Raw genomic sequence first — 13,746 nt, forward strand, 5'->3', positions numbered from 1 at the left:
GTCCGGGCGCTCAAGTTCGATAACGAACGGCAACCCTCTTCGTCCGAACTTGGACTCCCTCAACGTAGTCAGGCCGACGTCTCCCCGATTTTGAGTAACAGGACGATTTGGAGTTCAAGCTCTAGTTGGACACCGCTGCCCATCAGGGACCGCCCCACTGAAGCGCCCAAACAGCGCTTCGATCCACGATGTTCCTGCACTCTCCACCAGCAACGCGCCCTGGCTCTGGTGGTAGTCCAACCATCGCTCGAAACTGAGGCGCAGGCGCTCGATATCCGGTGCCCGCGTAAGTGCATCGGCGGGCACCCGGATCAGCACGCGTGAGGGGGCGTTCTCCACGTCCATCACCAGGACGCCCTTGCAGCGGATCTCGAAGGACGTCACCCCGGCATAGCGCGTGTGCAGTTCAAAGCCCTCATCTGCTTTGGCGGTCACGAAGCCGAGTGCATCACTGTGCAGCAGCCGGTAGTCGACTGGCTGCAGCTTCTGGTAGGCCCACACCTGATCGCCCGCTGGCTCAGGCCATCCCGGCCATACCGCGCCGATCATCACGATGCACGCCGTCGCAGCGACAAGGCCGTGCTTCTTCATTCGTCACCCCGCACGCAAACAGAACGTCACGCCCACAAGCGCGCTCTCAGTCCTGTGGCCGTACCCGTTCGTGGATGAAGGCGGTAAGTGCGATATCGGCCATCACCAACCCCTCCATCACCCGGTCGCCCACGTACTGGTCGGGCTCACCGTTCTGGCGCGTGCGCTCGGCCGCCAGCAGGATTTCCTGCACGATGCGCTGGCCCGTCAGCGCGCAGTCGGCGTCGGACAACTGCATCTGCCGGCTGCGCAGGTGATGTCGCTCGGGCCACGGCTGACCGTCGGCCGCAGCGCCTGCGCCGATGCTGCGCAGGATGGCGATGAGGCTGTTGGGGTCCAGCGCAGGGGCGGGCGATGGCGCTTCCTGGATGGGGCGCGGGGGAGGGGAGTGCGGCGTGGTCATGGCAGGCTCCGTGCAAGCAGGCAGAAGCCGCCACCGATAAAGGTGGCGGACGATGCGTGGCTCGAAAACCGGGCTATTAGGACAACCGGCGGGCGCAAGGCCCCCACGCACCGCCCGCCATAGCCGGCAGACGGATTGCCAGCCGGCACCACGCGTGGTGGTGCCGGCTGACAAGCGTAAACAACTTCCTAATAGCTCGGGTTTTCGACGCCCGGCCACCCGTTGTCGGTGGCTCTACCAGAGTTGCCTGATGTTGTTTGAAATGCCAAGGGGTTGGGGCAATCCCGCCAGAGCCCGAGACGTTTTTGGCATTGTCGCATGGGTGGACGTGCCGCAAGAGTCGTTGGGGGACAGGGGCTTCGGTGTTCATGGGGTTTTGTTGACCAGTTCCTCGGAAGGATGATTCGCGTTATGGCAATTGCGACATCGCTTGCTCAGCCATACTGCCGGGACGCCCATGAGGTGGAACCGGAAGATGCCGCCAACTTGCACGCGCGGGGAGCCGGGGCGGGACGTCCGCTTCTGGCCGGAAGCGGACATCCGAATTGGCAAAGACCAAGCTTCCTACTCAGGGGCTCGCTCCGGAACGAGCGCTATTCCCCCACACCAGCTGCCAGGCTGTCCCAGATACGTCCGTCACGTTGCGCTTCAGTGGTGACGTTGATCACCGCCTGTTCGCCCAGACGATCACGCAACTGCTGCAGATACAGGCTGCGAGGCGTCACCATCTGGCCCATCGATTGCACGATCCCCGCAGGCTCCTCAGGCGGGAACTTCCCAGGCGCAATAGCGCCAACCTGTCCCACGCTCCAGTTCATCGCGAAGGGCGGCGCCTGGACGACGTAGATGTCGTGCTCGGTGTTCCAGAACATCTGCTGCGCGCCCGCCCACCCGTGCCCCGTTCCGCTGTACCGGCGGTTCTGTGCCCGCAGCATGTATCCCTTGGTGTTGTCGTACAGAGTGCCGGTGGACCAGCGATGATGTGGACCACTGTCATTGCTGTCACCTACGGCGAGGCAGTCGAGAAACACGTTGGGACCGGGCACCCGTGCGCCGATGACAAAGGTATGCCTGCCGCCCTGGTTGTAGCAGCGCTGGATCAGATTGAAGGCGGCGTTGCCCTCGTAAAGGAACACATAGCGGCGAGCGCCTTGGGTTTCGCCATACCTCGGGTCGAGATAGGCAATGTCCTGCAGGGTATTGAACTGCGCGCCGTTGCGGGTCACGAATCCATGCGACACATAACGCACGGTCACGTCGCGAACCCATGAGTTGTAGATTGCACCCAGGCGGAGTGCGGTAAAGGGACCGGAATCGGTGGTGCCGTTGACCGTACCGGTCTCGGGGTTACCCTCAAGGCGGAGGTCTTCGATGCCGACCTGCGAGATACGGATGGGATCCGTGCGATAGACGCTGCCGCCACCGAAGCGCGTCGCGATGGCATCCATGATCGGGGCATCCAGGGTGATCGTGTCGTGGTCTACGGCAGTAACGACGCGTTCGCTGTACACAGCGTAGTCGCTGGGCGTCCATCGGTATCGTGCGGTATCGATGCCCTCGGGGCCGACCCAGCGGGCATTGGGTTCCCTCGCGATCGACACCGTATCGCCCACGCGATAGCCGGCTGCGGACTTCACCGTGATCAGCATCGCGCCCACCGGCACGTAGTCCATGTTGATGGCGGTCCGGCGTGGGTCCAGAGCGGCGCGAGGTACTGCGGATTCGCTGCTGCCCACTTCAAGAATCCTGCCCTGCCGATCGCTGACTTCGGAGCGGATCACTGTGCCGTCGGCACCTCGACCTTCACCGCGCAACACCACGCCGCTTGCCCGGATGGTCAGCGTCTTGCTCAACCTATAGCGGCCGCGCCGCAGCAGGACTGCGCCGCGTAGGCCCCGGCTGTCCTGGACACGCACAGCGACCGCGTCGATGGCTGCCTGGATGCGGGGATAGTCGTCACCCTCCGCGTTTGGCTCAAGAACCTCGATAACAGGAATGCTGGAGCGGGTGGGCAGACTGACGCCGCCGCCCTGATAGCCGGCGCGGGAGAAGTCCGGGACCATGTTGCGCGCGTGATCGCTACCGCGTTCGGAGTACAAGGCATAGCGCAGCAGGCCGTTGCTGCCCAGTTCTACCAAGGGGGCGTCTTCGGCATTGTTGATGGGGTGGATGAAGGCGCCGGTCTCAGAAGCAGGCTTGGCCGCTGATAAGGTAGGAAACAGACAGGCTGGCAACGCCACGAGCGTCAGCGCTGCGACTCGGCGGAACGCCGGGAGGAAAGGCATGCGGGCGACGTCCTTCCAGGGAGGAGTAGCTTGCAATGTTAGCAACTGCTTCCTCCGATGCGGTCCGCGCAGAAGAGTTAGGCAGGTCCGCTCTTGGCCGAAAGCGGACATCGTTCGAAAACCTGCTGCGTTGATCGTCCGCCTGCCAAAGCACGGACACTTCTATTCATCAGTTGATGATCTCCCCACTCCCCGACGCCACAAACGCCCGCAACTGCCGAACGAACTCCGCATCGTAGGCTTCCCACACCGTAATCTCCCCAACAACCCGCAACGGCTCCGCACTCCGATACGACCGCGTCGGATTCCCGGGAAACTTCTTGTTGGTCACATTCGGATGGTCCTCGAATGGCCCGGTCGGCTCCACCACATACACACGCGGTCGCCCCTCACCCCGGGCCATCTCCGCAACCAGCCCGGCGTCCTTGGCAATCGTGGTGAAGTAGATGTGGTTCATCACCAGGCTGTGGCGATAGTTGGACCGGAAGCCCGCGCTCAGCAGCTCGCCCACCGCAAGATCGGCCCGGGTGCCGTGATAGAACGGCACGGCGACCTGGTCGCAGGTGTCATGCGAAACGGGTGTCCATTCGGTGTCCTGCGCCATCGGCGCTACCCCTACTTGTCCTGCCGGATCGACAGGCCGGCGAGTCTAGGGCGCCGGGTGGGCCTTGCTGCAAGGCCCCAACAGGGAAATACTCTGTAAGTGGGAGGCGCGATGCGCCTCCTTTTTTATTCTGCCTTGCCGCGGCCTTCCAGCTCGCGCACCGCCGTTTCCAGCGCATCCAGCTTCTCGCGGGTCTTCAGCAACACTCCACGCTGCACTTCAAACTCTTCGCGGGTCACCAGGTCCAGCTTGGCCAGCCCTGCCTGCAGCGCGCTCTTGAAGGTGGCCTGCAGTTCCTCGCGCGATTCGCGCAGGCCCGGCGGCACCAGGTCGCTGAGGCGACGGGCGAGGTCATCGATTTGGTTCAGGTCGATCATGGGGTGCTCCGTGGGGTGGGGGGCCTGCGCATCCGGCGCGGCCACGGCTGTTCGGCGATAAGGATACTGCTGGCCCCCACTCGCCGGACAGGCGCTGCGGGTTTCGCACCGGCCGCGTTCAGGCGCTATCCTCCACGCCGGAATACAGGAGATAGACGATGAAGATGGTCATGGCGGTGATCAAGCCGTTCAAGCTCGACGACGTGCGCGAAGCGCTGGCCGAGCGCGGGGTCACCGGGATCACGGTGACGGAAGTGAAGGGCTTCGGTCGCCAGAAGGGCCATACCGAGCTGTACCGCGGCGCCGAGTACGTGGTCGACTTCCTGCCGAAGGTGAAGCTGGAAGTGGCGGTGACCGACGATCAGGTGGAGGTGGTGGTGGAAGCCATCGTGAAGGCGGCGGGCACTGGCAAGATCGGCGACGGCAAAGTGTTCGTGTACGACCTGGGCAGCGTGGTGCGTATTCGTACCGGTGAGCTGGACGCGGACGCGCTGTAAGCCGTTTTTGTAGAGCCGGGCCCACGCTCGGCTGGTGCAAAGAGCAGCCGAGCGTGGGCTCGGCTCTACAGAAAAGCGGTCGAGCAAGCTCGACCCCCAGCAGAGCGAAGCGTCTACCGACGCTTGGCCCACTTGTAGAACCGCTTCCAGCCCTGGCGTACAGCCGCCACCCAACCAGGGTCGGCCACCATGGCCGCCTGCGCAGGGCTCGGCGCCTGCCCGGTCACGCGCTGGCGCATCTTCAGCAGGTTCTTCATGTCGCTGCGGCTCAGCTGCCGGCTCAGCGGGTTGCGGCGCAGCCAGCGCGGTACGCGCCAGGCCGAGGTGAAATCCAGCAGTACCGGCACGCCGGCGCTGACCACCACGTTGGTGCCATGCAGGTCGTTGTGGGTGATGCCCGCCGCATGCAGACGGGTGATCGCGTGCTGCAACTGCTCGAACACTTCATTGCCCACGGCCTGCGCGGTGCTGAGCGTCTGGCCGGGGATGAATTCCATGCCCAGCGCCAGGCCACCAAGGGTGCCGAGCAGGGCCGGGGCGTGCTTCCAGCCGCCCAGCCGCTGCAGCATGCGCGCCTCGCGGCGGACCATCAGCCGGGCGATCGGCGACACCGGGGTGCCACGGTAACGGGAGTAGTCCTTCACCACCGCCGGACGGCCGTCCAGGCAGGTGCGGTAGACATCGGGGGCGAGGAAACGCTCGCCGCGCTTGAGCAGCAGCGGCGCCACGGCGTCATCGCCGCAGGACGGGGAGGGGGTAATGGAAGGGATCATGTGGGGTCTCGGGCGACCCGGTGGGCGGCGCTGAAGCGTCAAGCGAACCGGTACGACGGGGGAACTGGCTAAACTTTCGTTAAGTCAATTTTAGTACCGGCAAGTTCGCTATTCCACGATTTGTCGGAGAAATGTCGGCGTCGTGGCTGGAACAGTTCGTCGCGCTTTTTTGGACAATTCTGTCTCACTTTGCGAAAAGCAATTTAATTTCAATGGCTTGCAAATATGGCCGGCAGCGCTCGCGGCACAGCGCTGCGGCCCACGCACGCTTGGCTTGACCCCGGCGCACGGCCTGCCGACCATAAGCTGTTACACGCGACATCGACGGCCGCACCCACCCGGCACGTCCCCGTCTCCTGCCGCGTTCCCCCACTGATGCCGGCCCTGCGGCCGCATCGCCCTGTTTCCCTGTCCGGCGCGTGCTGGAGGAAAGTGCTTTGATCATCAAAATCGTACTTGCGGCGCTGTTCGTGTCCTGCGTGCTGTACATCCACTTCCGTGGCAAGGTCCGTGCGCGCTGGTCGCGTCAGTTGCTGGACCACTCCAGCTTCATGGCCCCGATCAACGTGGTCATGTACATGTTCTCGAAGGTGCCGACCACGCCGTTCCTGGACCCGGGCAAGGAATTCCCGCAGCTGGAGCCGCTGCGGCAGAACTGGCAGATGATCCGCGACGAGGCGCTGGCGCTGCGCGATGCGCAGGCGATCGCCGCGTCCAGCACGTTCAACGATGCCGGCTTCAATTCGTTCTTCCGCCGCGGCTGGAAGCGCTTCTACCTGAAGTGGTACGGCCCCTCGCACCCGTCGGCCAAGGCGATGTGCCCGAAGACCACCGCGCTGCTGGAATCGCTGCCGGACGTGCGTGCGGCAATGTTCGCGCAGCTGCCGTCGGGCAGCGAGCTGCGCCCGCACCGCGATCCGTTCGCCGGTTCGCTGCGCCTGCACCTGGGCCTGGCTACGCCCAACAACGATGCCTGCTACATCGAAGTGGACGGCATCAAGAAGAGCTGGCGCGACGGCGAGTGGATGATGTTCGACGAGACCTATATCCACCACGCGCACAACGAGACGCCCGATGACCGGGTGATCCTGTTCTGCGATATCGCCCGTCCGCTGCGCTTCGGCCTGCCTGGCCTGTTCAACCGCCTGGTGGCGTCTACGCTGCTGGCCGGTGGTGCATCGCCGAACCTGCCGGGTGACCCGACCGGCGGCGTCAACAAGGCCTTCGGCAGCGTCTACAAGGTGCGGCTGAAGGCCAAGGCCCTGCGCGAGCGCAGCGTGGTGGCCTACCAGGTGATCAAGTGGGGCCTGGTGGTGGCGGTGATCGCTGGCATCTGGGCGCTGTAAGGGAAAAACAGCCGAGCGTGGGCTCGGCTCTACAGGACTCTGCGGGCCATGTTGTAGAGCCGAGCCTATGCTCGGCTTGGTCTACCGCAACCTGTCCGAAGAGCGGCCGAGCATGGCTCGGCTCTACAGAAGGCAAAAACCCGCGCTGTCGCCAGCGCGGGTTTTTGTTTTGGTAGGTGCCAACCTTGGTTGGCACGCGTTTCGATCAGCCCTTCAGCGCCGCCTTCACGAACGGCGGGGTCACCAGCACGCCGGTGTGCAGCGCGGCGGTGTAGTACAGGGTGTCGAAGGTCTTGGCGGCCGAATCGGCCTGGCGGAAGTCGAAGCTGCTGTCGCCCTTGCGCGCCAGGGTCACGCTCCACCAGCCGGTGGGGTAGCACGGCTGCGGGAACGGCAGGGTCTTGAACGAACCGAAGCCGGCCTTGCCCATTTCGGTGCGCATTTCGTTGATCAGCTCCAGCTGCATCAGCGGCGACTCGGACTGCTGCACCAGGATGCCGTCGTCCTTCAGGGCCTTGAAGCAGCTCTCGTAGAACGCCTTGTTGAACAGGCCTTCGCCCGGGCCGACCGGATCGGTCGAATCGACGATCACCACGTCCACGCTGCCGGCCGGGCAGTTGGCCATGTAGGCCACGCCGTCGTCGAACATCAGCTCGGCGCGCGGGTCGTTGTTGGAATCGCACAGTTCCGGGAAGTGCTTGCGCGCCATCACCGTCACCTGCTCGTCGATGTCGCACTGGGTCACGCTCTCCACGCCCTTGTGCTTGAGCACTTCGCGCAGGGTGCCGCAGTCGCCGCCGCCGATGATCACCACGCGCTTGGGCGCGGCGTGGGTGAACAGCACCGGGTGGCTGATCATCTCGTGGTAGAAGAAGTTGTCCTTGCTGGTCAGCATGATGGCCCCATCGATGGTCATCAGGTTGCCCCAGTCGGTGGTCTGGAAGATCTCGATCTTCTGGAACGGCGACTGCACTTCGTCCAGCTTGCCGGTGATGCGGTAGCCGATGGCCGAGCCGGTGCGCTCGAAGTGTTCGATGTACCAGTTGCTGTTGTCAGTCATGGGAAAGCATTCCTGTTCGGAGGGGATGGAGCCGGGCTGAAGGCGGGGTGCCACGCATCCGGACGGATCGGCCCGTTCAGGTTCAGACCTGCCACGGGCGCGGGCGCGCATGATAACGAACCTGTGGGCATATAGGCGTTATCATGCCCCCCCTTTTATTTGCCACAAGGCCGACTGCAATGACCGATTGGTCCCTCGACCAAGCCCGCAAGACCTACTCGATCCCGCACTGGGCGGATGGTTATTTCGACGTGGATCAGGCCGGGCACATGGTGGTGAGACCGACCGGGGCGGATGGCCCGGTGGTGTCGCTGCCCAAGGTGGTGGATGCCGCGCGCGCGGCCGGCGCCAAGCTGCCGCTGCTGGTGCGCTTCCCGGACATCCTGGGCCAGCGCCTGGGCAAGCTGCAGGCGGCGTTCGCCCAGGCCCAGCAGGATTGGGACTACCCGGGCGGCTACACCGCCGTGTACCCGATCAAGGTGAACCAGCACCGCGGCGTGGCCGGCACCCTGGCCAGCCACCACGGTGAGGGCTTTGGCCTGGAAGCGGGCAGCAAGCCGGAACTGATGGCCGTGCTGGCGCTGTCGCGCCCGGGTGGCCTGATCGTCTGCAACGGCTACAAGGACCGCGAGTACATCCGCTTGGCCCTGATCGGCCGCAAGCTGGGCTTGCAGACCTTCATCGTCATCGAGAAGCCGTCCGAGCTGAAGCTGGTGCTGGAAGAATCCAAGGCGCTGGACGTGAAGCCCGGCCTGGGCGTGCGTATGCGCCTGGCCTCGCTGGGCGCCGGCAAGTGGCAGAACAGCGGTGGCGACAAGGCCAAGTTTGGCCTGTCCCCGCGCCAGCTGCTGGACCTGTGGAAGTCGCTGCGCGATACCGAATATGCCGACTGCCTGAGCCTGCTGCATTTCCACATGGGCTCGCAGATCTCCAACGTGCGCGACATTGCCAACGGCATGCGCGAAGCCACCCGTTACTTCGTCGAGCTGTCACAGCTGGGTGCGAAGATCACCCACGTCGACGTGGGCGGCGGCCTGGGCGTGGACTATGAAGGCACCCGTTCGCGCAGCTTCTGCTCGATCAACTACGGCCTGAATTCGTACGCCAGCAACATCGTGCAGCCGCTGGCCAACGCCTGCGAAGAACACGGCCTGACCCCGCCACGCATCGTCACCGAGTGCGGCCGTGCGATGACCGCGCACCACGCAGTGCTGATCGCCAACGTGTCTGAAGTGGAACAGGCGCAGGAAGGCCGCGTGCCGGACCAGCACGACGACGAGCCGGCTTCGATCCGCCACCTGCGCGAGATCCACGAAGAACTGGACGTGCGTCCGGCGGTGGAACTTTTCCAGGAAGCACAGCATTTCCACGCTGAAGGCCTGTCCAGCTATGCGTTGGGCCAGATCGACCTGCCGCAGCGTGCGCGCATCGACGATCTGTTCTATGCCATCGCCCATGGTGTGCGTGCGCGCCTGAGCTACGACGAGAAGAGCCATCGCCCGGCACTGGATGAACTGAACGAGCGCCTGGTCGACAAGTACTTCGTCAACTTCAGCGTGTTCGAATCGATTCCCGATGCGTGGGCGATCGACCAGGTGTTCCCGATCGTGCCGATCGAGCGCTTGAACGAGGCGCCGGATCGCCGCGGCATCATCGCCGACATGACCTGCGATTCCGATGGCATGGTCAAGACCTACGTCGAGAACGAAAGCCTGGACAGCTCACTGCCGCTGCACGCGATCAAGCACGGCGAAAGCTACCGCATCGGTTTCTTCATGGTCGGTGCCTACCAGGAAATCCTCGGCGACATCCACAACCTGTTCGGTGATACCGACGCGGTGGAAGTGCTGGCCGATGCCGATGGCTACGCCATCACCCAGCAGCGTCGCGGCGACACCACCGATGTGATGCTGGATTACGTGGGCTACAAGCTCGATGACCTGCGTGCGGCCTACGCCGACCGCGTGGCATCGGCGGGCCTGTCGCCGGAGCGCGCGCAGGAGCTGTCCGAAGCGCTGGAAGCGGGCCTGACCGGTTACACCTACCTGTCCGACGAACCGCTGATCTGAGGGTGACGGGAACGCCGGGCATGGCCCGGCGCTACCGGTGCTGATGAGCGCCCGCGCGATCTTCCACCTGTTCCTGCATGCCGCCGTGCCAGCCCTGCTGGCATGGCTGTTCTGGCGCAAGCGCTTCGCCTCGGCGTGGTTGTTGCTGCTGCTGGGCTGGATAATCGATCTGGACCACCTGCTGGCCGACCCGATCTACGCCCCGAACCGCTGCAGCATCGGCTTCCATCCACTGCATACCGCGCCGGCGATTGCCGTGTATGCGGGCCTGTGCGTGCCGAAGAAAACGCGGCTGGTGGGCATCGGTTTGATGATCCACATCGTGCTGGATGCCATCGACTGCTGGTGGATGCATCACCGTTGAGGCTTGGTAGATGTCGACCTTGGTCGGCGCTCTTGATGCGTGTCGACCAAGGTCGACACCTACCGGGTGGCGCGTGATCCGGTAGCGCCGGGCCATGCCCGGCGAGCGCAGCGGCACGTCACCCCATCGGCAACCACAACGTGGCGCGCAATCCGGGCTGCGCATTTTCCAACGCCAACCGCCCGCCATAACTGGCGGCGATATCGCCCACGATGGCCAACCCCAGGCCGCTGCTGCTTTCGCGCTCATCCAACCGCACGCCGCGCTGGGTGACCTGCGCCAGTGCCTCGGCTGCCAGACCTGGACCGTCATCGCGCACGTCGATGCGCAACTGCCTTTCGTCCACGCGCGCCGTCACTGTGACTTCCCGCTGCGCCCACTTGCCGGCGTTGTCGAGCAGGTTGCCAAGCATCTCTTCCAGGTCGGCGCTGGCACCGGCGAACTGCAGGTCGCTGGCAATACCCTCGGCCTGGAACTGCAGCGCACGGTCACCATGCACGCGGGCCATCAACCCGCCCATCGACTGCGCCACCGCTGCAACCGGCGTGCGTTCGCGATGGTCGGCGGTCAGCCCGGCGGCAAGATAGCGATCGACGCTGACCTGCATGCGCGCGCCCTGTTCGCGCAGCGTGGTGCGCCACGCGCGGCCTTCGCCATCAGCTTCGGCGGCGAGCACGCTCAGTGGCGTTTTCAGCGCATGCGCCAAGTCCTGTGCACTGGTACGCGCGCGCGCCACCATTCGTTGCTGGTGGTCCAGCAGCGCATTGAGCTCGTCACCCAGTGGCGCGATTTCAGCGCCCAATCCCGCTGTATCGATGCGCTGTGCATCGCCGCGGCGCACACGCTCCAGCTGCGTACCGAGGCGTTGCAGCGGGCGCAGGCCGAAACGCACCTGGCTGGCCAGTACCGCCAGCCATGCGGCGACCAGGATGGCCAGCGCCATCGCGCTGCGTTGGCGGAACGCGGCGACATCCGCGTCCAGTGCGCTGCGATCGGTGGCGACCACGGCAACATAGGGCTCGCTCGCACGTGGCAGGCGCACCTGCTGCACGCGCGCGCGCAGCGACTGCTGCAGCGGCCCTGGCAGATTGCGTTCGGTCGTGCCATTGGCGGCCACGGGCAACGTCTCGTCCCACAGCGAACGCGACTGCAGCAGCACCTTGCCGCTGCCATCTGCGATCTGCCAGTAGGCGCCGGAGAACACACGCTGGAAACGCGCGTCATTGGGCTCCTGGCGCAGCTGCAGCTGACCGTCGGCATCGATCTCGGCCTGCGCCAGCAGGGTCAGCATGTCCTGCTGCAGTTCGTTGTCCAGGCGGTCGCGCGCGCTGCGCTTGAACAGTTCGCCCAGCAGCGCACTGGCCAGTGCCGAGACCAGCAGCAGGCCGATGCCGCCGGCCAGCAGCAGCCGGCGTCGCAGTGACGGTTGCCGGCTCACGGCGCAGCCAACCGCCAGCCCTGGCCGCGCACGGTCTGGATCAGGTCCGCACCAAGCTTGCGGCGCACGCGCCCCAGCAGTACGTCCAGCGCATTCGAATCCGGGTCGTGACCGCCATCGAACACATGTTCGCCCAGGCGGTCGCGGCCGATCACCTGGCCGCTGTGGTGGATGAAGTAGCTCAGCAGGCGGAATTCCTGCGGGCTCAGCGCCAACGCCTGGCCATCCAGGTCGAAGCGCCCGGCATTGACGTCCAGCTGCAGCGGACCGCACTGCAGGCGCGGGCTGGCATGGCCGCGGCTGCGGCGGATCAGGGCGCGCAGGCGCAGCACCAGTTCATCGGCCTGGAAGGGTTTGGTCAGGTAGTCGTCGGCGCCGGCATCGAAGCCGGCCAGCTTGTCGTGCCACCGTCCGCGCGCCGTCAGCACCAGCACCGGAAAGTCGCGGCCGTTGCCGCGCCAGCGTTCGATCACGCTCAGGCCGTCCAGCCCTGGCAGGCCCAGATCGACGATGGCGGCCTGCAGGTCTTCCACCTGGCCGATCTCCTCGGCCTGGCGACCATCGGCCACCACCTCAACCACGTAACCGGCCTGCTCCAGCAGCGGCTGCAGGCGCTCGGCCAATGCGCCATCGTCTTCGGCCAACAGGATGCGCATCAGTCGTCCAGCTCCGTCTTCAACAGCCTGCCGTTGCGCGCATCATAGTCCAGCTCCACCACCACGCCGTTGGCGCGCAGGATCTCCACTTCGTACACGCCATCGTCCAGCTCCACTTCCAGCAGCTGGCCGGGGTGGCGCTTGAGCGCATCGCGCACCACGCTTTCCAGCGGCACGTAACGGCCCTGTTGCACGGCCCGGCGCGCGACCTGCTGTGCCGGGTCCTGGGAAGGGCCGTGGGCGGTCGGGGCGCTGGCCAGTGCCAGCAGCAGGGACAGGGAAGGCAGGATCGGCACGTGGATGATGGGGAATGGGGAACAGGCACGAGTGTGCGGCCGCTGACTAACCATTGGCTAACAGCGCCGGCTAAGTGGCTGTTAACCACGCGGCGCATCGTGGCGTTGCCGGGATGGTCCGGCACCGAACAGGAGAACCCCCATGTTGAAGTCGCTCACCCTCGCCACTGTCGTTGCGTTCGCCGTCGCTCCCGCTGCCCAGGCCGCACCGCTGGGCATGGCCCAGGTCGAACAGACCCTGCGCAAGGCCGGCTACACCCAGATCCATGAGATCGAGCGCGATGATGGCCTGTGGGAAGCCGATGTCAGCCGTGCCGATGGTCGCTTCAGCGAGGTGTATGTGGACCCGAAGACCGGCGAGATCTTCGACGAGCACGACAGCCGCGCGCTGCTGGGCACCGAGCAGGTGCTGGCCAAGGCGCAGTCGCAGGGGCTGCGTGAGATCCATTCGCTGGAACGCGATGGTGCAACGTGGTCGCTGGAAGCGCGGAATGCCCGCAACCAGCGTGTGGAAGTGCGCGTGAGTGGTTATGACGGCCGCATCCTGCACAGCGAGCGTGATGGCTGGCTGGATTGATGCCTGCTGGGGTGGGCGTGTCGACCAAGGTCGACAGCTACCTGGTAGAGCCGGCCGCTGGCTGGATTGAGCTGCGCTTCGGTAGATGCCGACCTTGGTCGGCACAGGGCCGGAAGAGCGTGTCGACCAAGGTCGACACCCACCGATTGATGGCGGGTAGAGCCGGCCGCTGGCTGGATTGAGCTGCGCTTCGGTAGATGCCGACCTTGGTCGGCACAGGGCCGGAAGAGCGTGTCGACCAAGGTCGACACCCACCGATTGATGGCGGGTAGAGCCTGCCGCTGGCTGGATTGAGCTGCGCTTCGGTAGATGCCGACCTTGGTCGGCACAGGGCCGGAAGAGCGCGTCGACCAAGGTCGACACCCACCGATTGATGGCGGGTAGAGCCGGCCGCTGGCTGGATTGAGCTG

Annotated in this window: 16 protein-coding genes; 6 read left to right on the top strand and 10 right to left on the bottom strand. The window is 65.1% G+C overall.

Annotated elements, in window-relative coordinates:
- Nucleotides 1–114: 114 nt before the first annotated feature.
- The 5 genes from WKB25_RS02840 to WKB25_RS02860 form a co-directional block, all read right to left on the bottom strand.
- A complete protein-coding gene (locus tag WKB25_RS02840; protein WP_340568665.1) occupies nucleotides 115–591 on the bottom strand; it encodes a cold-shock protein in 477 nt (158 codons plus the stop codon).
- A gap of 46 nt (nucleotides 592–637) precedes the next feature.
- Nucleotides 638–994: a hypothetical protein gene (locus tag WKB25_RS02845; protein WP_033832433.1), complete on the bottom strand. Its 357-nt coding sequence runs from the start codon at nucleotides 992–994 to the stop codon at nucleotides 638–640.
- A gap of 593 nt (nucleotides 995–1,587) precedes the next feature.
- Complete coding sequence (locus WKB25_RS02850) at nucleotides 1,588–3,279, bottom strand: hypothetical protein (RefSeq protein ID WP_340568666.1); 1,692 nt, start codon at nucleotides 3,277–3,279, stop codon at nucleotides 1,588–1,590.
- A gap of 169 nt (nucleotides 3,280–3,448) precedes the next feature.
- Nucleotides 3,449–3,883 (bottom strand): NAD(+)--rifampin ADP-ribosyltransferase, encoded by a 435-nt coding sequence (gene arr / locus WKB25_RS02855; protein ID WP_340568667.1) that lies wholly within the window; start codon nucleotides 3,881–3,883, stop codon nucleotides 3,449–3,451.
- Nucleotides 3,884–4,008: 125 nt separating this feature from the next.
- Nucleotides 4,009–4,260, bottom strand: a complete 252-nt coding sequence (locus tag WKB25_RS02860) for an accessory factor UbiK family protein (protein WP_180165170.1) — start codon at nucleotides 4,258–4,260, stop codon at nucleotides 4,009–4,011.
- 158 nt (nucleotides 4,261–4,418) lie between these two features.
- Here WKB25_RS02860 and WKB25_RS02865 point away from each other — a divergent pair, with 158 nt between their 5' ends.
- Nucleotides 4,419–4,757 (top strand): P-II family nitrogen regulator, encoded by a 339-nt coding sequence (locus tag WKB25_RS02865; RefSeq protein ID WP_032977217.1) that lies wholly within the window; start codon nucleotides 4,419–4,421, stop codon nucleotides 4,755–4,757.
- A 113-nt stretch (nucleotides 4,758–4,870) separates the two neighbouring features.
- Here WKB25_RS02865 and WKB25_RS02870 read toward each other — a convergent pair whose 3' ends face one another.
- Complete coding sequence (locus WKB25_RS02870; RefSeq protein ID WP_340568669.1) at nucleotides 4,871–5,530, bottom strand: RIO1 family regulatory kinase/ATPase; 660 nt, start codon at nucleotides 5,528–5,530, stop codon at nucleotides 4,871–4,873.
- Between the two features lie 440 nt (nucleotides 5,531–5,970).
- On the opposite strand from WKB25_RS02870, the gene WKB25_RS02875 reads away from it, so the two are divergent.
- Nucleotides 5,971–6,876, top strand: a complete 906-nt coding sequence (locus tag WKB25_RS02875) for an aspartyl/asparaginyl beta-hydroxylase domain-containing protein (protein WP_049465655.1) — start codon at nucleotides 5,971–5,973, stop codon at nucleotides 6,874–6,876.
- Between the two features lie 205 nt (nucleotides 6,877–7,081).
- On the opposite strand, the gene speE is transcribed toward WKB25_RS02875, so the two are convergent.
- Nucleotides 7,082–7,936, bottom strand: a complete 855-nt coding sequence (gene speE / locus WKB25_RS02880) for a polyamine aminopropyltransferase (protein ID WP_191077689.1) — start codon at nucleotides 7,934–7,936, stop codon at nucleotides 7,082–7,084.
- Nucleotides 7,937–8,115: 179 nt separating this feature from the next.
- Here speE and speA point away from each other — a divergent pair, with 179 nt between their 5' ends.
- Nucleotides 8,116–10,005, top strand: coding sequence for an arginine decarboxylase (gene speA / locus WKB25_RS02885; protein WP_340568670.1), 1,890 nt, complete (start codon nucleotides 8,116–8,118; stop codon nucleotides 10,003–10,005).
- 43 nt (nucleotides 10,006–10,048) lie between these two features.
- The gene (locus tag WKB25_RS02890; protein ID WP_033832425.1) at nucleotides 10,049–10,369 is read left to right on the top strand and encodes a DUF6122 family protein; all 321 of its coding nucleotides are present in this window, start codon (nucleotides 10,049–10,051) and stop codon (nucleotides 10,367–10,369) included.
- 118 nt (nucleotides 10,370–10,487) lie between these two features.
- On the opposite strand, the gene WKB25_RS02895 is transcribed toward WKB25_RS02890, so the two are convergent.
- Genes WKB25_RS02895 through WKB25_RS02905 form a run of 3 tightly spaced genes read right to left on the bottom strand, consistent with a single transcriptional unit; the run spans nucleotide 10,488 to nucleotide 12,753 of the window.
- The gene (locus WKB25_RS02895; protein WP_340568672.1) at nucleotides 10,488–11,807 is read right to left on the bottom strand and encodes a HAMP domain-containing sensor histidine kinase; all 1,320 of its coding nucleotides are present in this window, start codon (nucleotides 11,805–11,807) and stop codon (nucleotides 10,488–10,490) included.
- The gene (locus WKB25_RS02900; RefSeq protein ID WP_340568673.1) at nucleotides 11,804–12,463 is read right to left on the bottom strand and encodes a response regulator transcription factor; all 660 of its coding nucleotides are present in this window, start codon (nucleotides 12,461–12,463) and stop codon (nucleotides 11,804–11,806) included. The genes WKB25_RS02895 and WKB25_RS02900 overlap by 4 nt, the downstream gene beginning before the upstream one ends.
- A complete protein-coding gene (locus tag WKB25_RS02905; RefSeq protein WP_340568844.1) occupies nucleotides 12,463–12,753 on the bottom strand; it encodes a PepSY domain-containing protein in 291 nt (96 codons plus the stop codon). Before WKB25_RS02905 ends, WKB25_RS02900 begins: the two co-directional genes overlap by 1 nt.
- A gap of 148 nt (nucleotides 12,754–12,901) precedes the next feature.
- Between WKB25_RS02905 and WKB25_RS02910 the strand changes: the two genes are divergently transcribed.
- Together WKB25_RS02910 and WKB25_RS02915 are read left to right on the top strand one after the other, a co-directional pair.
- Complete coding sequence (locus tag WKB25_RS02910) at nucleotides 12,902–13,336, top strand: PepSY domain-containing protein (RefSeq protein WP_312704628.1); 435 nt, start codon at nucleotides 12,902–12,904, stop codon at nucleotides 13,334–13,336.
- Nucleotides 13,336–13,518: a hypothetical protein gene (locus tag WKB25_RS02915; protein ID WP_340568675.1), complete on the top strand. Its 183-nt coding sequence runs from the start codon at nucleotides 13,336–13,338 to the stop codon at nucleotides 13,516–13,518. The genes WKB25_RS02910 and WKB25_RS02915 overlap by 1 nt, the downstream gene beginning before the upstream one ends.
- Nucleotides 13,519–13,746: the final 228 nt, after the last annotated feature.

It is taken from the genome of Stenotrophomonas sp. G106K1 (assembly GCF_037969685.1).
Taxonomy (GTDB): Bacteria; Pseudomonadota; Gammaproteobacteria; order Xanthomonadales; family Xanthomonadaceae; genus Stenotrophomonas; species Stenotrophomonas lactitubi.